The sequence below is a fragment of the Falsiroseomonas sp. RANM36 genome (assembly GCF_056682175.1).
On record NZ_JBWXTD010000003.1, the window covers coordinates 296,420 to 316,235 of the forward strand.

Sequence of the window (19,816 nt, forward strand, 5' to 3'; positions counted from 1 at the left end):
CTTCGCGGTGGTGCAGGGATGCTTCGTTGCCTTCGCCGTGACGTTCCTCACGGCCGCGCATGGCTATTCGCTGGCACAGGCCGGGGGCGGGGTGGACCCCCCCCCCGGGCGGGGGGGGGGGCCCCCCCCGCGCCGACTACTGCGCCACCAAGCACGGGCTGATCGGCCTGACCCGCGTCGCCGCGCTGGAGGGGCTGGACTTCAACGTCACCTGCAACGCGCTCTGCCCCGGCGCGGTGGACACGCCGAACACGCGCCGCACGCTGGCCACGCGCCGGGCCGCCTCCGGCAGGAGCGAGGACGAGGTGATGCGCGCCTTCATGGTCGGCAAGCAGCCTTCCGGCCGCCTCGTCACGCCGGAACGCGTCGCCGCGCTGGCGGTGTTCCTGTGCTCCGACGCCGCCGCGGACATCACCGGCACGCCGCTCGCCATCGATGGCGGCTGGCTGGCAAGCTGAAGGACGCTTTCATGTCGGTGCAAGGCAAGGTCGCGCTCGTCACGGGCGGCGCTTCGGGCATCGGGCGCGCAGCTGCCATGGCGTTGGCGCGGCACGGCGCGCAGGTGGTGGTGTTCGACCGCAACGCCGAGGGCGCCGGCGCCGTGGCGGCCGAAGCCGGCTGCACCGCGATGGTCGGCGACATAGGCTCGTCCGCGGATGTCGCGCGCATCGTGAACCAGACCATCGCCCGCCACGGCCGCATCGACATCCTGCTGCACGCGGCCGGAATCTTCCCGCGCAACCCGTATTTCGAGATGACGGACGAGCAGTGGCATCACGTGCTGAGGGTCAATCTCGACGGCAGCTTCTTCGTCACGCGCGAGGTGGGCCGGCACATGCGCGAACGCGGCGCCGGCACGATGATCCTGATGACCTCCGACCGCGGCATCCACGGCGCGGCGGATTTCGCGCACTACGCCGCGGCGAAAGGCGGCATGCTGGCGCTGGTGAAGAGCCTGGCGCTGGCGCTGGGCCGGCACGGCGTGACGGTGAACGGGATCAACCCGGGCATGACGGACACGCCGCTCGCCCGCGGCGGCAACCCGAACTGGGAGGAGAAGCTGGCGCTCGACGTGCTGGGGACCTGCAGCACGCCGGAGGACGTGGCGGAGATCGTGCTGTTCCTGGCCGGCACCGCCAACCGTTTCATGACGGGGCAGGTCGTCTCGACGCGGCTCAGATACGGGGCATGAAACGGGGGGGGGGGCCCCCCCCCCCCCCCCGGGGGGGGGGGGGGGGGGGGGGGGGGGGGCGGCCGCCCCGCCCCCCCCCCCCCCCCCCCCCCCCCCCCCCCCCCCCCCCCCCCCCCCCCGGGGGCCCCCCCCCCCCCCCCGGCGCCCCTGCCTTCGCTATTCCACCTTGATGCCGGCGGCGCGGACCACGGGGGTCCAGCGGGTGATCTCGTTCTGAATGAAGGCGGTGTATTCGGCGGGTGTGCTGGCATGCACCTCGTAGCCCTGGCTGATGAGGCGGCTGCGCAGCTCCGTCCCCTCGCCCATCGCGGCGACGATGCCGCCATGCAGCTTGGTGAGAATCCGGGGATCGGTGCCGGCAGGTGCCAGGATGCCGTAGAAGCCGGACCCGATCAGTTCCGGCATCCCCTGCTCGATCACGGTCGGCACGTCGGGCAGCATCGGATGGCGCTGGCGCGATCCGATGGCGATGCCGCGCAGCTTGCCATCGACCACATGCGCGCCGGTCGGCACCAGCGCATCGTAGAAGCCGTGCACCTGGCCCGACAGCGCATCCTGGATCGCCTGGCCGGCGCCGCGATAGGCGACCACGGTGAAGCCCGGCCCGCTCTTCGCGCGCAGCACCTCCGCCATCAGATGCGTCACCGCGCCGACATTCGGCACGGCCATGTTGAAGCCGGCCGGCGTCTTGCCGGCGGCGATCACGTCGGCGAGCGAGCGCTCCGGCCGCGTCGGATGCACCACCGCCAGCGCAGGGATCGAGGCGACGAGGCTCACCGGCGCGAAGTCGCGCCCGACATCGTAGGGAAGCCGCATGCCGAGCGCGGTGTTCAGCGCGATCGGCGCCGCGGCGAAGAGCAGCGTGTAGCCATCCGGCTGCGCCTTCGCGACGATGTCCATGCCCGGCACGCCCGCGGCGCCGCCGCGATTCTCGACCAGGAAGGACTGGCCGAAGCGGTCCGACAGCTGCTGCGCAAGAAGACGCGCAACGCGATCGAGCGCGCCGCCCGCGGCGGTGGGCGCGACGAAGCGCACCGGCCGCGTCGGCCAGGCCTCGGCGCCCTGCGCAAGCGCCGGCGTGGCGAGCGCCCCGAGGGCGAGCGTGGCGAAATGGCGGCGAAGCATGGCGTGTCCTCCCTTGTTCTGGTTCAGCGCGGCGCGCGTTTGCCGGGCGTGACGGTGACGTCGCGGATGCGGCCGGAATAGGGGAACGCGCCGTGCCGCTCATAGAGGTCCCACAGCACCGGGCCGCGACGGTCCATGCCGACATCCAGCCCTTCGAAGACGCCGTAGAACACCATGGTCGGCGACATCGGCGTGAAGGGCACGGCCTCTGCGCCGTCGATCACCAGGCGGCCCTCGCCCAGCCGCCCGCCATGCGCGCGATACTCCAGTGCGATGGTGCAGTCGCCTTCGGGCATCGGCACGGAGGGCAGGTCGGTGGTCTCGCCGAAGCCGTTGTAGTGGAAGTGGAGCCGCCCGCGCTCGACCCACATAACCATGCCGCCGGTCGGGTCGCCGATCGCCCACAGGATCCCCTCATCGCCCTTCCGATACGACGCGCGCACGACGATCACGTAGTCGCGGTCGCTGATCAGCGGGAAGGTGTCGAAGCGGTGCACCGTGTCCGCACCCGGCAGGAACCGGCGCGGCTGGTCGGCACGCGCGGCGTATTCCGGCGCAAGGTCGCGGAACTTGTCGAGCCGGTCGCGATTGTCCAGCGGATAGACCTGGTTCGACCAGGCCGCCGTGTCGAAGGCCTCCACCAGTTCCTTCAGCTTCTCCGGATGCCGCGCGGCCAGATCCGTCGATTCGGAGAAGTCGCGCGTGAGGTCGTGCAGCGTCCAGTTGTTCCAGTCGATCGCCGCACCGCGTTTCTGGATGGACCGCGCCAGCCAGCCATCCCGGTAGTAGGCGCGGTTGGCCCAGCATTCGTAGTATTGCTCGCGGCGCGGCGCGGCGGCGGCGGGTTCGCGCAGCAGCGCGGCAAAGCTGCGCCCGTCCATGTGCCGCGCGGGCCTGCCGTGCACCTGCGCGAGCGCCGGCGCCGCGGCGCAATCGAGCAGCATCGGCATGATGTCGGTGACATGCACGAATTGCGTGCGGATCGCGCCGGGATCAGGAATGCGCTTCGGCCAGGAGAGGATGAACGACACGCGCCGTCCGCCCGCGCCCGTATAGGTCTTGAAGGAGGGAAACGGCGCGTTGCACATCTCGCCCCAGCCGGTGGGATAGAGGCTGGCGCTGCGCGGGCTGCCGAGATCGTGCGCCGTCCCGCGCTCCACCTCGATCGGCGGCGGGGCGAGCCCCATGTAGCGGCGGTTGTTGTTGAACATCCCCGTCGGCCCGCCGGCATCGGTCGCGCCGTTGTCGGAGGTGACGAGGATGATGGTGTTCTCGCGCTCCCCGACCTCGTCCAGGAAGTCCAGCAGGCGACCGATGTTCTGGTCCACGCAGTCGATCATCGCCGCGTAGCATTCCATGTGCCGCGCGAGCATGGCGCGGTCCGCGGGGTCCGTCTTCTCCCAGGCGGCGACACGCGCATCGGAGGCGGGCAGCTTCGTATCCGGCGGGATCAACCCCATCGCGATCTGGCGCTCGTGGCGCGCCTGCCGCAGCGCGCTCCAGCCGATGTCGTAGCGGCCCCGGTATTTCTGGAGGTCCGCGGGCTTCGCCTGCAGCGGCGCATGCGGTGCGTTGTTCGCGACGTAGAGAAAAAAGGGCTTGTCCGGCGAATGCGCGCGCAGGTCCGTCACCCAGCGCAGCGACTGCGTCATCCAGTCATCCGTCGCGTAGTAGTCGCGCGGATAGGCCTCGACGGGGATCACCTGGTTGCCGGCGGTCAGCGCCGTCGGGAAGAAGAAATGCGTCTCGCCTTCCAGGAAGCCGTGGAAATGGTCGAAGCCGCGCTGGCACGGCCAGGAGCGCTTGTCGCCGGCCGGCGTGCAATCCGCCGTCGGCGTGTTGTGCCACTTGCCGACGGCGCAGGTGGCATAGCCGGAAGCGCGCAGCGTCTCCGGCAGGGTCGCGCAATCCAGCGGGATCTCGCCCCGATAGCCGGGATAGCCGCCATCGTTGTTCGCGAGCCATCCCGTGCCCGCGGCATGCGCGTTGATGCCGGTGAGCAGCGCGGCGCGCGCCGGCGAGCAGATGGGATGCGTGGTGTAGTGGTTGAAGCGCAGCCCTTCCTTCGCGAGCCGGTCCATGTTGGGCGTCTCGATCTCGCCGCCGAAGCAGCCGGGATCGGAGAAGCCCATGTCGTCCATCAGGATGACGACGATGTTCGGCGCGCCCTTCGGCGCATGGTGCCGCGCCGGCCATTCCGGCGTGCTGTCCTCGCGCGAGCGGCCGATATGCTGTGTCATCCCGGTGTTCCCACGACGATGCTGGCGTCCATGATGGGCGGCGGCGGGTAGTGATGGCCGCGCTGGCCCGACAGGCCGCGATTGGCGCCGCTGCGGAATTCGCGCGCCGGCATGCCGACCAGCTTGCCGTCCCTGATCCAGTCCAGGTCGGCGCCCCAGGCGCCCTCGACCAGCGCCGCCTCCAGCTTCGCGCGCACGCCGGCCAGATCGGGGTCCGCGCCGCGGTCATGCAGCTCCCGCGGATCCTCCTGCAGATCGAAGAGCTGCATCACGTTGCCGCAGGGATACCAGAGCAGCTTGTAGCGGCCGTCCGTCGCCATGCGCGTGGCGTTCGCATCCTCCCGGCAGGCGCCGAGGAACACTTCGCGGCGTGCCTGCCCCACCATCGAGAGGCCCTCGACATGCGCCGGTGATTGCACGCCGGCGAAGTCCAGCAGTGTCGGCATCACATCCGCAAGGCCGACCAGGCGGTTGTCCACCGCGCCCGGCTGCGTGCGCGCATCGCCGGCGGGGCCGACCAGCAGCGTCGGCACGCGCGCGCTGTCCTCGTAGTAGAGCCGCTTCGCCCAGAGGCCGTGGGCGCCCAGCATGTCGCCGTGATCCGCGGTGAACAGGATCACCGTCTCGTCCAGCAGCCCTTCCTCGCGCAGCGTGCCGATCACCAGGCGAAGCTGGTGGTCGATATGCGTGCAGAGCGCCATGAAGGCCTGCATGATCTGGCGGTGGTGGTGCGGCTTCACATGCGCCCAGTAGTCGCGCACCGCGCGCAGCGCATAGGGCTGCGCCGCCTCCTCCTTCGCCCACGCCCCCATCGCCGGCGGCAGCGCATCGGCATCCCGGTAGATGTCGAGATAAGCGTTGAGCGGGATCAGCGGCGGATGCGGCGCGGTGTATGAGAGGTGCCAGAAGCCCGGCCGCGTCGGATCGCGCCGCTTGATCTCCCGGCACATCTTCCACGTCGTCCAGTTGGTGACATGGCAGTGTTCCGGCAGGTGCCAGGGGCGCCAGAGATAGTCGTTGTTGTTCATGCCGTGGTCGAAGCCGCGGCCAGGAAAGCCCTGGTCGGCGATGTAGATGTCGTGGTCATCCGGCCCGCCGAGATGCGGCCTTCCTTCCTCGGCCAGATGCACCTCGTCGAAGCCGATGCGATCGCGCGGCGGATAGACATGCAGCTTGCCGACCGCGGTCGTCTGATAGCCGGCGTCGCGCAGGATGCCGGGCAGCGTCGGCAGGTCCGGCATGCGCAGCGCCGGATCGAAGCTGCGGTCGCCATGCTGGCGTGCCGTGGTGCCGGTCATCATCGTGCGGCGCGCGGGGATGCAGATCGGGCATTCGGAATAGGTGCGCGGATAGCGCACGCCGACGCGCGCCAGCTGATCCAGCGTCGGCGTCAGGATGGTCGGATGGCCCTCATAGCCGGTCAGCGAGGCCGGCCACTGATCGACCGTAACGAACAAAATGTTCGGGCGCGTCGTCACTCCACCCGCGCCCCGGTGGCCTGCACCAGCGGCCCGAATTTCTGGCGCTCCGCCTGGATCCAGCTTGCGAAATCCGCCGCGCTGCCGCCAGCGAAAGGCAGGCCGAGCTGGCGCGCGCGATCGAGCACCGCGGGATCGCGCAGCGCGACGTTGTAGGCGGCGTTGAGCTTCTGCACCGCCTCCGCCGGCACGCCGCGCGGCGCCACCACGCCGTGCCAGGAGGCAAAGGCGTAGCCCGGCACGCCGGCCTCGGCCATCGTCGGCAGGTCCGGCGTGAAGGGGCTGCGGCGCGCGCCGGTGACGGCCAGCGCGCGCACCTGGCCCTGGTTCACCGCGGGCAGCAGCGTGCCGTCGATGAGCAGGTCGATGCGCCCCGCGATCAGCTCCTGGGCCGCGGGCGCGCTGCCGCGGAAGGGCACATGCGTCATCTTCGTCCCGCTCAGGCTCATCAGCATCTGCGTCGCCAGATGCCCAGCGGTGCCCGGCCCCGGCGTGCCGAAGTTCAGCGCATCCGGCCGCGCCTTCGCCGCGGCGACGAGATCGGCGACACTCCGGAACGGGCTGTCCTTCGGCACACCGACGAGTAGGGAAACCTCCGTCAGGCGGATGATCGGCGCGAAGGCGTCCGGGTCGTAGGGCAGCCGCGCAAACAGATGCGGCGCGATGGCCAGGATGCCGATATCGGCGAAGAGCAGCGTGTGCCCATCCGCCGGCGCGCGCGCCGCCGCACCCGCGCCGATGGTGCCCCCGCCGCCGCCGCGGTTCTCGATCACCAGGGGCTGTCCGATCTCCCGCTCCACCGTCGGGCCGACCAGCCGGGCGAGGATGTCGTTGTTGCCGCCGGGCGGATAGGGGACGATGACCGTCACCGGCTTCTCCGGCCACGCGGCGCGCGCCACGCCCGGCGCGGCCAGGGCGGCGGCAGTTAGCCCGAACGTCCTGCGTCGCATCACGGCGGTTCCTCCGCGTTCAATACAGCGCGCTGCGCGGCGGGCCGGCGCTGATCGTCGCGGCCAGCGCGTCCAGATGGACCTTCAGCCGTTCGGCGCGCAGCGTCGCGTCGTCCCAGAGATTGTCGAACTCGCCGGGATCGCTGGCGTGGTCGAAGATCTCGCCCTTCGGATGGCCATGATAGACCACCGACTTGAAGCGCCCGTCGAACACCATGGAGCCGTGCGTGTGGTCCCGATGACCGCCGACGGAATCCTTGTACTCGCTGACCACGCGATCCTTGTGGCGGTGCGGGTCGGCGCGGCCTTCCACGATCGGCAGAAGCGAGCGGCCCTGCATCGCCCAGGGCACCTCCAGCCCCGCAGCCTCCAGCAGCGTCGGCGCCACATCCACCAGCTCCACCAGCGCCTCGCTCTGCAGGCCCTGCGCGAAGCGGCCCGGCCAGGAGAGGATCAGCGGCACGCGCACCAGCCCGTCGAAGAAGCGGCAGCCCTTCAGCACCAGCCCATGATCGCCCAGCAGCTCGCCATGGTCGCTCATGTAGACCACGATGGTGTTCTCGAGCTGCCCGGTGGTCCGCAACGTCTCCAGGATGCGGCCGAACTGCGCATCGAGATGCTCGATCATCGCGTAGTAGTTCGCCTTCACCAGCTGGGCGTCGTAGTCGCCTGGGACATGGGAGGCGACCTTGTCGTGGTCGCGCTCGGCCGGCGCGGGCGTCGCCGCGCGACGCACGGTGGGGTCGATCGGCTCGACCTGCTGCTGGTCCACCCGGGCGAAATCCTGCCACCGCTCGGCGTCGGAAGGGCGCCAGAGCGGCGGCGGCAGGCTCTCGGGGTCCACCTTCGCCAGCGCTTCGGGCGGCGCGTCGAAGGGCGCATGCGGATCGAAGGCGTTGACCGAGAGCAGCCACGGACCGTCGCGCCGATCCGCGATGAAGCGCATCGCCATCTCCGCGCACCAGGTGCTCTGGTGCAGCTCGGCCGGCACGCCAGGGCCGCAGAAGGCGCCCTTGTCGCGGAACAGCGCCTGCGGATCCACCCGCTTCTCATGCCGCAGCCAGTGCTCATAGGCGTCCGCATGCGCGGCATCGGGCGTCGGGTGGTGGTTGTAGGCGTAGAAGCGATAGCCGTCATCGGCGCGCTTCTCGCTGTATTTCGCCGCCGAGAGATGCAGCTTGCCGATCAGGCCGCAATCGTAGCCGGCCTCGGCGAAGATCTTCGTCACCAGCTTCTCATGCGCGGGGAAGAAGGCGTTGCCGTTGCGATAGACCTGGTGCGTGGCGGGATAGCGGCCGGTGAGGAAGCTGGCGCGCGACGGCGTGCAGATCGGCGATTGCGTATAGGCGCGGCGGAAGGCGGTGCCGGACGCCACCAGCCCGTCCTGCGCCGGCGTGCGGATATGCGGGTTGCCGAGCGCGCCCACCGTGTCCCAGCGCTGCTGGTCGGAACAGAACCACAGGATGTTCGGGCGCCGCCCGGCCTCGCTCATTGCACGCGAATCCCGGCCTTCGCCACGGCTTCGCGGAACTGCGCGCGCTCCGCGGCGAGAAGGCGGTCGAAATCGGCGATGCTGCCCGGTGCCGCGGCGGCGCCGAGGCCGTGCAGGCGCTCCTTGACCTCCGGCATGGCGAGCACCGCCTGGGTCTCGGCATGCATGCGGTTGACGATGGCGTCCGGCGTGGCGGCGGGCGCCAGCAGGCCGGCCCAGTATTCCACCCGTACATCGGGCACCGTGGCGGCAATCGTCGGCAGGCCCGGCACCAGCGGGCTCGGCTCCGCCGTGGCGACCGCGATGCGGCGGATGCGGCCGGCATCCACCTGCGCCGCGGATTCCGGCGGCGAGCCGAGCATGAAGTCGATCCGCCCCGCGGCGAGATCCGCCACCGCCGGCCCGCCCCCGCGATAGGGCACGTGCAGCACCTGGATGCCCGCGCGCTGCAGGAACAGCTCCGTCGCGACATGCGGCAGCGAGCCCGGGCCCGGCGAGCCGTAGGTCAACGCGCCGGGCCGCGCCTTCGCCATCGCGACGAGGTCGGCCACCGAATTCACTTCGAGCCCCGCGCGCACCACCAGCACGAAGGGCGAGGTCATCACCATCGCGACCGAGCGGAAATCCTTCTCCGGATCGTAGGGCAGGCTGGGGAAGGCGTATTGCACGATCACGAAGGGCGGCGGCGCCATCAGGAAGGTGTAGCCATCGGGCTCCGCCCGCGCGACCTCGGCGGCGCCGATCGTGGTCGTGGCGCCCGCCTTGTTCTCGACGACCACGGTGCGGCCGAGCCGCGGCGAGAGATGGTTGCCCAGCAGCCGCGCGGCGACATCGGTCGTGCCGCCGGGGGCGAAGGGCACCACGATGCGCACCGGCCGCGTCGGCCAGGCGCCCTGCGCCCGCGCAAGAGAGGGCAGGGCGCAGGCGGCCGTCAGGCCGGCGAGCATCGCGCGGCGGCCAAGCGCCGGCGCGGCCGTGTTGTCTGGCATCGCTTCCTCCTCCGATGAACCGTCCGGTCTTGTGCGGCAAGGTGGCCTGACCAGTTGATGGATGCTGGTACGGGTGCCAAACATCTGTCAACCAGCGACCCGGTCCCATGCCCTTCGAGCCCATCGAACCCCGCCGCCTGTTCCGACGTATCGCCGAGCAGATCGCCGCGATGATCGCGCGCGGCGACCTCCCGCGCGGCAGCCGCCTGCCCGCCGAGCGCGACCTGGCGCAGCGCCTGAATGTCAGCCGGCCGTCGGTGCGGGAGGCGCTGATCGCGCTCGAGATCGCCGGCCTTGTCGAAGTGCGCGGCGGCTCCGGCGTCTATGTCCGCAGCCGCGCCTCGCAGGAGGCCCCGGCGACGACGGATGCGCCGACCCCGCCGGTGGGGGGGGCGGCGGGGGGGGGGGGGCCCCCGCTCTGCGCCGCCCGCGCCGCCCGAGCGGAGCCCGCGGCGCGCGCCGCCGTCGGCGAGGCCTTCGGCCGCATGGCCGCCTCACGCCGCGCCGGCCGCCCCGACGAGGAGACCGACCGCGCCTTCCACCTCGCCATCGCGGAGGCTGCCGGCAACACCGCCCTTGCGCGCATCGTCGGCGGATTGTGGCGCGACCAGACCACGCCCTTGGCCAGCCGCCTGACGGACCTTGCCGTCTCGGCCGCGCGGCGGCGCGACAACCTGGCCGAGCACGCCGCCATCGCCGCGGCGATCGTGGCCGGCGACGGCGCAGGGGCGCGCGCTGCGATGCGCCGCCACCTTTCTGCCGTGCGCCGCGCGCGGCTCCAGGACCTGGAAGGCGCATAGCCGCCCGGCTTCCGCGCGGCGCCATCCGGTGCGAGCCTGTCGCCCGCCTGATGGGGTGGGAGGGCGCGACGATGAACGCATTCGAACGGACGCTGCTGGACCAGGTGACGCTGGATGCGCCCTGGGAACTGGTGGAGACCTTCTCGCGCACCGTGCGGACCCTGCCCGACGAGGTGAACCGCAGCGGCGAGATGATCGGCGAGCGGCTACGCGCCCTCGGCATTCCCGTCACGCTGCACCGGCCGGAGATCTACCTGGCCGTGCCGCTGTCGGCCTCGGTGGAGGCGGGCGGCGTCACGCATCGCGCCAAGCCGCCCACCTCCTCGCTGCCGGTGCCGCAGGGGCGCACCGCGCCGCTGGTCTATCTGCCGGCGAACCCGGCCGCGCTGCGCTCCTATTCGCGCGACATCGGCAAGCTGTTCGGCGGCAGCATCCGCGACGAGGCGGAGGCGCGCGCGCGCGTCGCCGGGAAGATCCTGCTGACGGAGGGCTTCGGCAACCCGGCCATTGCCTCGCTGGTGGAGGAATGGGGCGGGCTCGGCGTGATCGCCGCCAATCCGGGCGTCGATGTGCATTGGGGCACCTGCACGACCATCTGGGGCACGCCCGACCTCGACGACCTGCCGCGCAAGCCGAAGATCCCGATGGCCACGGTGAACAAGGCGAGCGGCGAGGCGCTGCGCAAGGTCGCCGAGGCCGGCGGCAGCGCGACGATCCGCAGCGAGCTGCTGGAAGGCCTGTTCGCGCAGGTCGTGCCGGAGGTGCGGATCCCCGGCACGGACGGCACCGAGGACTTCGTGCTGCTGCACGGCCACTACGATTCCTGGGATGTCGGCGTGGGCGACAACGCCACCGGCAACGCGACGCTGCTGGAGATCGCACGCATCCTCTGGGCCAACCGCACGGGGCTGCGGCGCGGCGTGCGGATCTGCTGGTGGCCCGGCCATTCCACCGGGCGCTATGCGGGCAGCACCTGGTATTCGGATGCCTTCGCCATCGATCTCGACGAGCATTGCGTCGCGCAGGTGAATTGCGACAGCCCCGGCTGCCGCTGGGCCACGAGCTTCCACGACACGACCGCCCTGCCGGAAACGGCGGCGCTGGTGACCGCGGCGATCACGGAACTGGTGCCCGACGCCGGGGTCAAGATCAGGCGCCCGCCCCAGGCCGGCGACTACAGCTTCTCCAACATCGGCATCAGCAGCTTCTACATGCTGAGCTCGACGATGCCGGAGGCGCTCCGCAAGGAAAAGGGCTACTATGACGTCTCCGGCTGCGGCGGGAATATCGCCTGGCACACCGAGAACGACACGCTGGAGATCGCCGACCGCGACAACCTGCTGCGCGACATGCGGATCTACCTGCTGTCGGTGCTGCGCGTGACGCAGCCCGAACTCCTGCCCTTCGACTTCACCGCGACGGCCGGGAATTTCGCTGCGACGCTCGCGCGCTACGCCGAGGCGGCGGGCGAGCTGGCCGACCTCTCCCCCGCCGTCGCCGCAACGGAGGAGTTCGCCGCTGCGGTCGCGGCGCTGCAGCGGGATGCGGCCGCGGGCTCGGTCCCGGCCGCGCGGGCCAATACGGTCCTGAAGCGCCTGGCGCGCATCCTGGTGCCGCTGGACTTCACCAGACGCCCGCGCTTCACGCACGACCCGGCCTTCACGGCGCCTGCGCTGCCCTGCCTCGCGGTCGCGACCGAGCTCGCGCGCCAAGAAGGCACGATGCGCGGCTTCGCGCAGACGCAGCTGCTGCGCGGGCGCAACCGCTACGTCGCGGCGCTGCGGGAGGCGACGCGGTTGGTGCGCGCCGCGGGCGGATGAGGCGGACCTTTCCGCCGGACGCGGATGCGTGCCAGCATCGGAGCGAGCAGCTGGGGATGAGGGTATGACAGCGTCGCGGGCCGGGGCCATCGCGCGGGCGCAGCGCGGCTTCGACGAGGGCGACTACCTCGCGCGGCTGCGCGACCTCGTCGCCGTGCCGACCGAAAGCCAGCTCGAGGGCAGCCTGCCGGCGCTGACGCGCTACTGCGCCGAGACGATGCCCGCGCTGATGCAGGGCATGGGCTTCGACGCCATCGTGCTGGACAACCCGCGCATGGGTCGCGGCCCGGTCTTCGTCGCGACGCGCATCGAGGATCCCGCGCTGCCCACCGTGCTGGTCTATGGCCATGGCGACGTGGTGCGCGGGCTGGCGCCGAAATGGAGCGACGGGCTCGATCCCTGGCGGGTGACGGTGCGCGGCGAGAAATGGTACGGCCGCGGCACGGTGGACAACAAGGGCCAGCATCTGATCGCCATCGAGGCGCTGCGTGCGGTGATCGCGGAGCGCGGCCGCCTCGACTTCAATGCGAAGGTGCTGGTGGAGACGGGCGAGGAACAGGGCTCGCCCGGGCTGCGCGAGCTGCTGCGGGCGGAGAAGGAGCGGCTTGCGGCCGATGTGTTCATCGGCCTCGACGGGCCGCGGCAGACGACCTTCATGCCGGAGATGAAGCTCGGCGCGCGGGGCGGCGTCGCTTTCGACCTCGTGGTGCATCTGCGCGACCACGCGCATCATTCGGGCCATTGGGGCGGCGTGCTGACCGATCCCGGCTTCGTGCTGGCGCAGGCCATGGCGAGCATCGTGGACCGCAAGGGCCGCATCCTGGTGGAGGGCTGGACGCCGAAGGAGATCCCGCCCGCGGTGAAGCGCGCGATCGGCGCCCTGGTGTTCGAGGACATCCCGGGCCTGCCGGAAGGCGACCCCGACTGGGGCGAGCCCGGTCTGACCAAGGCGGAAAAAATCTTCGGGTGGACGAGCGTGATCGTGCTCGCCGCCCTCACCGGCCATCCGGATGCGCCGACCAACGCCGTGCAGGGCGAGGCGCGCGCGCGGCTGCAGGTGCGCCATTGCGCGGACATCAGGGGGGCCGACATCGTGCCGGCACTCCGCCGCCACCTGGACAAGCACGGCTTCCAGATCGTGCGGATCGAGCCGGTGATGGAGCGCGACATGTTCGGCGCCAGCCGCACCGATCCCGACGACCCCTGGGTGCGCTTCGTCGCCGACAGCATGCAGCGCAGCGCCGGCCGCGCGCCCAACATCGTGCCGAATTCCTCCGGCTCCAATCCTTCAGACATGTTCCAGGAGGAGCTGGGACTGCCGGTGATCTGGATCCCGAACAGCTATGCCGGCTGCAACCAGCACGGCCCGGACGAGCACGCGCTGGCGCCGCTGCTGCGCGAGGGGCTCGGCCTGATGGCCGGGCTCTGGTGGGATATCGGCGAGGGCCAGACGCCTCGCCGCGATACGAAAGGAACCCCGCGATGACCGACGCTCCGCGTGACACCCTCGCCGCCGCCGTCAGCGGCCCGGAGATGATGGCGAACCTGCGCGAGATCGCGCGCTGGGTGAAGCTGTCGGGCACCGCGGAGGAGCGCGAGGCCTTCGGCTTCCTCGAGAAGCGGATGCAGGAATACGGCTTCCGCACCACACTGCTGCTGCACGACGCCTTCATCAGCCTGCCCGGCAAGGCGAGCGTCACGGTGGACGGCAAGGCGGTGACGGCGATCACGCAGTCCTTCTCCCTGCCATCGCCGGCGGGCGGGCTCTCGGGCGTGCCGGTCTATCTCGGCCACGGCACCGACGAGGATTTCGCCGGCAAGGATCTGCGCGGCCGCATCGTGCTGGTGGAGGGGATGGCGACGCCCGCCGGCGCGGCGCGCGCCACCGCGGCCGGCGCGGCGGGACAGCTGCACATCAGCCATCACGAGCACATCCACGAGATGTGCATCTCCCCGGTCTGGGGCAGCCCGGGCGCGAGCACGCTGGCGGAGATGCCGCGCACCGTCGCCTGCAGCGTCAACAACGCCGATGGCGGCGCGATCCGCGATGCGCTCGCCGCCGGCAAGCAGCCGCAGGTCACGCTGCATGCCGAGGTGGACACCGGCTGGCGCAAGACGCCGATCCTGCAATGCGAGCTCGACGGGCCGGAGGCCGACGGTCCCTTCGTGATGATGTCGGGCCACTACGACACCTGGTACTACGGCGTGATGGACAACGGCTCGGCCAATTGCGGCATGATGGAGGTCGGCCGGCTGGTTGCGCAGCGCCGCTCCGCGCTGAAGCGGGGCTTCCGCATCTGCTTCTGGTCCGGCCATTCGCATGGGCGCTATTCGGGCTCGGCCTGGTATGCCGACACGCATTGGGACGAGCTGGACCGCCGCTGCGTCGCGCATGTGAATGTGGACAGCCTGGGCGGGGGCGGCGCCGCCGCCAGGTCGCGTCCCTGCGAGAAGTCTTCGTCGAGGTGATAGAGCTCCCAGGCCGCCTCGTCGATCGAGCCGGTGCGCGGCGTCGGGTCCCACGGCACCCGCCAGCGCGAGGACGCCATCCAGCCATCGTGGTAGATCGCGCGGTTCACGAACATCTCCCACGCCTGCGTGCGTCGCCTTCCTTCGGCCTGCGCGCCGGCCTCGCCGAAGGTGTAGGCGAAGGAGACGCCGTCGAGCGGCCGCTGCTGGATGCCCTCGATCGCCAGCGGCAGGCGGATGTTCGCCGCCTCCAGGATGGTCGGCATGATGTCGATCACGTGGTGGAACTGCGCGCGCACGCCGCCCGCCTGCACGCGGCCGGGCCAGGCGACCACCATCGGGTTGCGCGTCGCGCCGAGATGCGAGACGACCTGCTTGGTCCATTGGAAGGGCGTGTTCATCGCCCAGGCCCAGCCGGCCGGGAAATGGTTCGCGTAGAGCGGCCCGCCGAGCCCGTCGAGCGCGGCGAGGTTGCTCGCCAGGTCGTCCGGCACGCCGTTGAAGGCGCGCAGCGCGTTGGTCGAGCCGCCGAGCCCGCCTTCGGCGGAGGCGCCGTTGTCGCCGACGACGTAGATCACCAGCGTGTCGTCGCGCGCACCCATGTCGTCGAGCGAGGCGATGACGCGGCCGACCTCGTGGTCAGTATGCGCGGTGAAGCCGGCGAAGACCTCCATCATCCGCGCGGCGACGCGCCGCTCCTCGGGCGAGAGCGAATCCCAGGCCGGAAGTTCGGCCGGCCGCGGCGTGAGGATGGCCTCGGGCGGGATCACGCCGAGCCGCTTCTGGCGCTCGAAGGCCATCTCCCGGTAGCGATCCCAGCCCATGTCGAACTGCCCGCGGAAGCGCTCGATCCAGTCGCGCGGGGCGTGGTGCGGGCTGTGCGTCGCGCCGGTGGCGAAATACAGGAAGAAGGGCCGGTCGGGCGCGAGCGAGCGCTGCTCGCGCATCCAGCCGATGGCGCGGTCGGCGAGGAAGGTGGTCAGATGCGTGCCGCGGACCTCAGGCGGGACCTCGAAGGTCCGCGTGTTCTCGGTCAGCGCGAAATCCCATTGCGACATCTCGCCGTAGTTGAAGCCGAGGAAGTAGTCGAAGCCGAGGCCGGTGGGCCATTGGTGGAAGGGCCCGGCCGGGCTCGCCTGCCATTCCGGCGTGTTGTGGTTCTTGCCGAAGAAGGCGGTGGCGTAGCCGTTGCCGCGCAGCACCTGCGCCACGGTGCCGGCATCGCGGGGGATGATGGCGTTGTAGCCGGGAAAGCCGGTGGCCAGGCCGGTGATGATGCCGTTGCCGACGCTGTGGGCGTTGCGACCGGTGAGCATCGCCGCGCGCGTCGGCGAGCAGAGGCCGACCGTGTGCATCCGCGTGTAGCGCAGCCCCTGCTGCGCGAGCGCGTCGAGCGCGGGCGTCGGCACCAGCCCGCCGAAGGTGCCGAACTGCCCGTAGCCGACATCGTCGAGCATGATGAGCAGCACGTTCGGTGCGCCGGCCGGCGCCTGCACGCCGGCGGGGAAGTCTGGCTGCGATTCCTGCACCGTGCGGCCGATCGTGCCGCGGAAGGGCGGGTCGGGCCGCGGCACGACGACGGCGCCCTGCGGGACGGCGCCGGGTGCGGCGGGCTGGGCGGCCGGCTGGGCGAGCGCCGCCGGCGCCACCAGCAGCGTCGCGCCCATCAGCGCCTTGCGAAGCAGGCCTTGCATCGGCTCTTTCCCTTCAATCCAGCAGTTCGACGCGCATCTGATGCACCTGGCCGTCGAAGGCGAAGGGACGGCGCGCGGCATAGGCGGGCGAAACCGGCGAGCCGAGGTCGCGGCCAACATCCAGCGTCTCGGAGGCGGAAAAGGCGGCGGGCACGGTTCGCGCGACCGTGGTGCGTGCCACCTCCGCGCCGTCCACGCGCAGCACCACCTCGGCCGCCGCGCGTGGCTGCGGGCTGGCGAAGCGCGTCTCCACCTCGATCAGCCGGCGCCCCGCGGGCAGCGGCTGGGCGCTGCGCGCTTCGAAGCGCTCGACGATCATCATGTTGTATTCGTAGACCAGCCGGCCGCGATCCATGTAGAGCGTCACGCCGCCGCCGGCGCCGCCGAGCGCATAGAGGACGCCGGAGCCTTCGGCCGCGACCTCGGCCTCGATCATCACCCGGCTGCTTGCGCGGCCGAGCCCCGGCGCGGCGAATTCGGGCATCCGCACCGTCTCCGGCCCGAAGACCCAGCGCCGGTAGGGCGGCGCGATCCGGTCCTCGGGGTGCAGCCGCAGCCAGTTGCCGGCGCCGACCGGCCAGACGAGGTTGCGCCGCGCCGTTTCGTCGAACAGCCGGCGCATCGCCGCGAGGCGCTCCGGTTCGCGCGACGCGAGATCATTGGCCTGCGAAAAGTCGAGCGTCAGGTCGTAGAGTTCCCAGCGGTCGTCCTGCGGCCGCCACTCCGCGATATTGCCGATCGCGGCGGCCCGCCAGGGCGTGAATGGCCCGAAGGTCGAGGCGATCCACCCCTCATGGTAGATCGCGCGGCTGCCGTTGTTCTCGAAATACTGCGTCCGCACGCGACCCGGCAGGGCCGCGCTGTCGAAGGTGTAGGCGAGGCTGGTGCCGTCCAGCGGCAGCTGCGCCTCGCCGTTCACCGTCTCCGGCGGCGTGATGCCGAGCAACGTGTAGAGCGTCGGCGCGATGTCCGCGACATGGTGGAACTGCGCGCGCGGCGTGCGGTCGGGGCGGATGCGCGCGGGCCAGGAGATCACCATCGGGTTGCGCGTGCCGCCGAAATGGCTGGCGACCAGCTTGGTGTGGCGGAAGGGCGTGTTGCCGGCCCAGGCCCAGCCGGCATGGTACATGCTGTCGAGCGCCGGGCCGCCCAGCGCCGCCAGCCCGCCGAGGCGATCGAGCGCCGCGATCTGCTGCTCCACCGTGCTCGGGATGTTGTTCTGCGCCAGCAGCTCGCTGACCGTGCCTTCCTGCCCTTCGGCGGAACTGCCGTTGTCGCCGAAGATGTAGATGACGATCGTGTTGTCGCGCGCGCCCTGCCGCTCGATCTCGTCCACCAGGCGGCCGACCTGGGCGTCCACATGCTCGGTGAAGCCTGCGAAGACCTCCATCAGCCGGGTCTGGAAGGCGCGCTGGCTGTCCGGGATCTCGGTCCAGGCCTGCATGCTCGGCTCGCGCGGCGTGAGCTGCGTCCCCGGCGGGATCCAGCCCATGGCGCGCTGGCGGGCGAAGGTCTCCTCGCGCAGCGCGTCCCAGCCGGCGTCGAAGCGGCCGCGATAGCGGTCCGCCCATTCGGGGAAGATGTGGTGCGGGCCGTGCGACGCGCCGGGCGCCCAGTACATCAGCCAGGGCCGGTCCGGCGCGAAGCTGCGGTGCCGGCGGAGCCAGGTGATCGCGCGGTCCGCCAAATCCTCGCTGAGGTGATAGCGCGGGTCGTGCGGCGGCTCGACCGGGTTGGTGTTCTCCACCAGCCGCGGCTCCCATTGCGAGGTCTCGCCGGCGAGGAAGCCGTAGAAGTACTGGAATCCGTAGCCCGTCGGCCAGCGGTCGAAGGGGCCCATCGCCGTCGTCTCGGTCGCCGGCGTGTTGTGCCACTTGCCGAAGGCCGATGTCGCGTAGCCGTAATGCCGCAGCACTTCCGCGATGGTCGCGGCGCTGCGCGGGATCACGCCGACATAGCCGTCCCAGTCGAGCGCGCGCTCGGCGATGGTGCCCGAGCCGACATGATGCGCGTTGCGCCCGGTGAGCAGCGCGGCGCGGGTGGGCGAGCAGATCGCGGTGGTGTGGAAGGCATTGTAGGCGATGCCGGTCTCCCGCAGGCGGGTCAGGGTCGGCGTGCGCACCGGCCCGCCGAAGGTGTCGGGCAGCCCGAAGCCGACATCGTCCAGCAGCACGATCAGGATGTTAGGCGCGCCCTCCGGCAGTCGGCGCGGCTCGACCCGTCGCTGATGCGTGGACTCCGCCAGCGTCGGGCCGGCGGTGCTGGCCGAGGGCGCGGTGGGGAAGGGCAGGTGGCGGCCCGCCTGGTCGGCAGCCGAGACGCCGCCTGGTTGCTGCGCCGAGGCCGGCAGGGCAGGCTGCAGCAGCGCGAGCGCGGTGGCGAGGAGCGAGGCGCGGATCGAGGTTCTCATCGCTTCTGGCCCTGTTGCAGTGGCTGGCCCGATCGGCTGGCGCGGCCGGCAGCGGCGTGGCTGCGGCGAAGGACGCCAGGGCCGGACGATGCCGCCGGCGAAGGTCGCGCAGCGGCGCAGGGCAGCCTTCGCGATGGTCCGTTCGTGACACCCGGCATGCCGTCCCCCGCTTCCCGGCAACCTTGCCCGAAGCCGCGGAGGGACCGCAATTTTCCCGATCTGCAACCTGATCGTGTAGGCTTGGAACATGATGGACGCACGGCACGTGAAGCTCGTCATGGCCATCGGCCAGCATGGCAGCCTGGTGCGTGCCGGACGGGTGCTCGGCATGTCGCCCTCGGCGCTGACCCGCGCGCTGGCGGCGCTGGAGTCGAAGCTGAATGCGCAGTTGTTCGAGCGATCGCGCCGGGGGATGACGCCGACCGCCATCGGCCGGGCGGTGCTCGCCAAGGGTGGCGATGTGCTGCGCGCGACCGAGGAACTCTCCCTGATGCTCGCCGAGCTGCGCGGCGAGCATCGGGAAACGCTCTGGGTCTCGGCCGGCCCATTCGCGATGGAGGCTGTTGTCGCCGGCGCCGCGGCGCGGTTCCTCGCGCAGGAGCCGCGGGTGCAGTTGCGCCTGGAGGCCGGGACGGCGGCGGCGGCCGTGCGTCGCGTGCTGGATCGCCGGAGCACGCTTGCCGTCGCCGAGATCTCCGACCTCGAGGCGGCGGACGAGCTGGAGGTCACGCCGCTGCGTCGGCACCCGCTGCTTCTCGTGGTCCGTCCCGGCCACGCGCTGGCGGCGCCGGGGCGCGACCCTGGGCCCGCGGATGTGTTCCGCCATCCCTGCATCGTGCCGCCCCAGATGGCATCGCGCTTCGCGCCGCATGTGGCCGCCGGCCTGCAGGCGTCGCGCGGGAGCGGGCGGCACGAGGCCTTCCCGGCCGTCGTCACGGAATCCGTCGGGGCCGCGCTGGCGATCGCGATGCAATCCGATGGCGTCATGGCCTGCACCGCGGGCAGCGTCGCGCAGCACCTGCGGACGGGTGCGCTGGTTGTCGTGCCCTGGCAGCCGCACTGGCTGGTCGCCAATTTCGGGATCCTGCGGCTGGGGGGGGCGGGGGGGGCGGCCGGCCCGCGGCGCCGGGGGGGCGGGCGGGAGGGCGACACCGCCG

At 71.5% G+C, this 19,816-nt stretch carries 15 protein-coding genes and 1 pseudogene; 8 read left to right on the top strand and 8 right to left on the bottom strand.

The features are described from left to right. The first annotated feature begins 59 nt into the window (after positions 1-59). The 3 genes from AC1MIR_RS06225 to AC1MIR_RS06235 are packed head-to-tail and all read left to right on the top strand — an operon-like array spanning position 60 to position 1,362. Positions 60-458, top strand: coding sequence for an SDR family oxidoreductase (locus AC1MIR_RS06225; protein WP_480027317.1), 399 nt, complete (start codon positions 60-62; stop codon positions 456-458). 11 nt (positions 459-469) lie between these two features. Beyond that, positions 470-1,192 carry an SDR family NAD(P)-dependent oxidoreductase gene (locus AC1MIR_RS06230; RefSeq protein WP_480027318.1) on the top strand — a complete coding sequence of 241 codons (723 nt, stop codon included), beginning with the start codon at positions 470-472 and terminating at the stop codon, positions 1,190-1,192. Further along, the gene (locus tag AC1MIR_RS06235) at positions 1,189-1,362 is read left to right on the top strand and encodes a hypothetical protein (protein WP_480027319.1); all 174 of its coding nucleotides are present in this window, start codon (positions 1,189-1,191) and stop codon (positions 1,360-1,362) included. The genes AC1MIR_RS06230 and AC1MIR_RS06235 overlap by 4 nt, the downstream gene beginning before the upstream one ends. Here the strand turns inward: AC1MIR_RS06235 and AC1MIR_RS06240 are convergent. Genes AC1MIR_RS06240 through AC1MIR_RS06265 form a run of 6 tightly spaced genes read right to left on the bottom strand, consistent with a single transcriptional unit; the run spans position 1,349 to position 9,466 of the window. Then, positions 1,349-2,317, bottom strand: a complete 969-nt coding sequence (locus tag AC1MIR_RS06240; RefSeq protein WP_480027320.1) for a Bug family tripartite tricarboxylate transporter substrate binding protein — start codon at positions 2,315-2,317, stop codon at positions 1,349-1,351. The genes AC1MIR_RS06235 and AC1MIR_RS06240 overlap by 14 nt on opposite strands. Positions 2,318-2,340: 23 nt before the next feature. Next, positions 2,341-4,557 carry an arylsulfatase gene (locus AC1MIR_RS06245; RefSeq protein ID WP_480027321.1) on the bottom strand — a complete coding sequence of 739 codons (2,217 nt, stop codon included), beginning with the start codon at positions 4,555-4,557 and terminating at the stop codon, positions 2,341-2,343. Then, the gene (locus AC1MIR_RS06250; protein ID WP_480027322.1) at positions 4,554-6,035 is read right to left on the bottom strand and encodes a sulfatase-like hydrolase/transferase; all 1,482 of its coding nucleotides are present in this window, start codon (positions 6,033-6,035) and stop codon (positions 4,554-4,556) included. The genes AC1MIR_RS06245 and AC1MIR_RS06250 overlap by 4 nt, the downstream gene beginning before the upstream one ends. Beyond that, the gene (locus AC1MIR_RS06255; RefSeq protein ID WP_480027323.1) at positions 6,032-6,985 is read right to left on the bottom strand and encodes a Bug family tripartite tricarboxylate transporter substrate binding protein; all 954 of its coding nucleotides are present in this window, start codon (positions 6,983-6,985) and stop codon (positions 6,032-6,034) included. The genes AC1MIR_RS06250 and AC1MIR_RS06255 overlap by 4 nt, the downstream gene beginning before the upstream one ends. A 19-nt stretch (positions 6,986-7,004) precedes the next feature. Beyond that, a complete protein-coding gene (locus AC1MIR_RS06260) occupies positions 7,005-8,477 on the bottom strand; it encodes a sulfatase family protein (protein WP_480027324.1) in 1,473 nt (490 codons plus the stop codon). Then, on the bottom strand, positions 8,474-9,466 hold the full coding sequence (locus tag AC1MIR_RS06265) for a Bug family tripartite tricarboxylate transporter substrate binding protein (protein ID WP_480027325.1): 993 nt from the start codon (positions 9,464-9,466) through the stop codon (positions 8,474-8,476). The genes AC1MIR_RS06260 and AC1MIR_RS06265 overlap by 4 nt, the downstream gene beginning before the upstream one ends. Positions 9,467-9,573: 107 nt before the next feature. Here AC1MIR_RS06265 and AC1MIR_RS06270 point away from each other — a divergent pair, with 107 nt between their 5' ends. From AC1MIR_RS06270 to AC1MIR_RS06285, 4 genes are all read left to right on the top strand, one after another. Then, complete coding sequence (locus AC1MIR_RS06270; RefSeq protein WP_480027326.1) at positions 9,574-10,266, top strand: FadR/GntR family transcriptional regulator; 693 nt, start codon at positions 9,574-9,576, stop codon at positions 10,264-10,266. A gap of 71 nt (positions 10,267-10,337) precedes the next feature. Continuing rightward, positions 10,338-12,086 carry a M28 family peptidase gene (locus AC1MIR_RS06275; RefSeq protein ID WP_480027327.1) on the top strand — a complete coding sequence of 583 codons (1,749 nt, stop codon included), beginning with the start codon at positions 10,338-10,340 and terminating at the stop codon, positions 12,084-12,086. A 64-nt stretch (positions 12,087-12,150) separates the two neighbouring features. Further along, positions 12,151-13,572: a M20/M25/M40 family metallo-hydrolase gene (locus AC1MIR_RS06280; RefSeq protein ID WP_480027328.1), complete on the top strand. Its 1,422-nt coding sequence runs from the start codon at positions 12,151-12,153 to the stop codon at positions 13,570-13,572. Continuing rightward, the gene (locus tag AC1MIR_RS06285) at positions 13,569-14,555 is read left to right on the top strand and encodes a M28 family peptidase (RefSeq protein ID WP_480027329.1); all 987 of its coding nucleotides are present in this window, start codon (positions 13,569-13,571) and stop codon (positions 14,553-14,555) included. Before AC1MIR_RS06280 ends, AC1MIR_RS06285 begins: the two co-directional genes overlap by 4 nt. 248 nt (positions 14,556-14,803) lie before the next feature. Here AC1MIR_RS06285 and AC1MIR_RS06290 read toward each other — a convergent pair. Together AC1MIR_RS06290 and AC1MIR_RS06295 are read right to left on the bottom strand one after the other, a co-directional pair. Further along, positions 14,804-16,369 (bottom strand): annotated as a pseudogene (locus AC1MIR_RS06290) (arylsulfatase); the annotation flags it as partial. Next, the gene (locus AC1MIR_RS06295; RefSeq protein WP_480027330.1) at positions 16,263-18,659 is read right to left on the bottom strand and encodes an arylsulfatase; all 2,397 of its coding nucleotides are present in this window, start codon (positions 18,657-18,659) and stop codon (positions 16,263-16,265) included. The gene AC1MIR_RS06295 and the pseudogene AC1MIR_RS06290, both read right to left, overlap by 107 nt. A gap of 247 nt (positions 18,660-18,906) precedes the next feature. On the opposite strand from AC1MIR_RS06295, the gene AC1MIR_RS06300 reads away from it, so the two are divergent. Then, the coding region (locus AC1MIR_RS06300; protein ID WP_480027331.1) for a LysR family transcriptional regulator at positions 18,907-19,816 on the top strand (910 nt) is incomplete at its 3' end.

Bases quoted from the DNA above. Each gene is read 5' to 3' on its own strand.
- AC1MIR_RS06225 (WP_480027317.1), top strand. From the start codon at position 60: ATGGCTATTCGCTGGCACAGGCCGGGGGCGGGGTGGACCCCCCCCCCG.
- AC1MIR_RS06230 (WP_480027318.1), top strand. From the start codon at position 470: ATGTCGGTGCAAGGCAAGGTCGCGCTCGTCACGGGCGGCGCTTCGGGC.
- AC1MIR_RS06235 (WP_480027319.1), top strand. From the start codon at position 1,189: ATGAAACGGGGGGGGGGGCCCCCCCCCCCCCCCCGGGGGGGGGGGGGG.
- AC1MIR_RS06240 (WP_480027320.1), bottom strand. From the start codon at position 2,317: ATGCTTCGCCGCCATTTCGCCACGCTCGCCCTCGGGGCGCTCGCCACG.
- AC1MIR_RS06245 (WP_480027321.1), bottom strand. From the start codon at position 4,557: ATGACACAGCATATCGGCCGCTCGCGCGAGGACAGCACGCCGGAATGG.
- AC1MIR_RS06255 (WP_480027323.1), bottom strand. From the start codon at position 6,985: ATGCGACGCAGGACGTTCGGGCTAACTGCCGCCGCCCTGGCCGCGCCG.
- AC1MIR_RS06260 (WP_480027324.1), bottom strand. From the start codon at position 8,477: ATGAGCGAGGCCGGGCGGCGCCCGAACATCCTGTGGTTCTGTTCCGAC.
- AC1MIR_RS06265 (WP_480027325.1), bottom strand. From the start codon at position 9,466: ATGCCAGACAACACGGCCGCGCCGGCGCTTGGCCGCCGCGCGATGCTC.
- AC1MIR_RS06270 (WP_480027326.1), top strand. From the start codon at position 9,574: ATGCCCTTCGAGCCCATCGAACCCCGCCGCCTGTTCCGACGTATCGCC.
- AC1MIR_RS06275 (WP_480027327.1), top strand. From the start codon at position 10,338: ATGAACGCATTCGAACGGACGCTGCTGGACCAGGTGACGCTGGATGCG.
- AC1MIR_RS06280 (WP_480027328.1), top strand. From the start codon at position 12,151: ATGACAGCGTCGCGGGCCGGGGCCATCGCGCGGGCGCAGCGCGGCTTC.
- AC1MIR_RS06285 (WP_480027329.1), top strand. From the start codon at position 13,569: ATGACCGACGCTCCGCGTGACACCCTCGCCGCCGCCGTCAGCGGCCCG.
- AC1MIR_RS06295 (WP_480027330.1), bottom strand. From the start codon at position 18,659: ATGAGAACCTCGATCCGCGCCTCGCTCCTCGCCACCGCGCTCGCGCTG.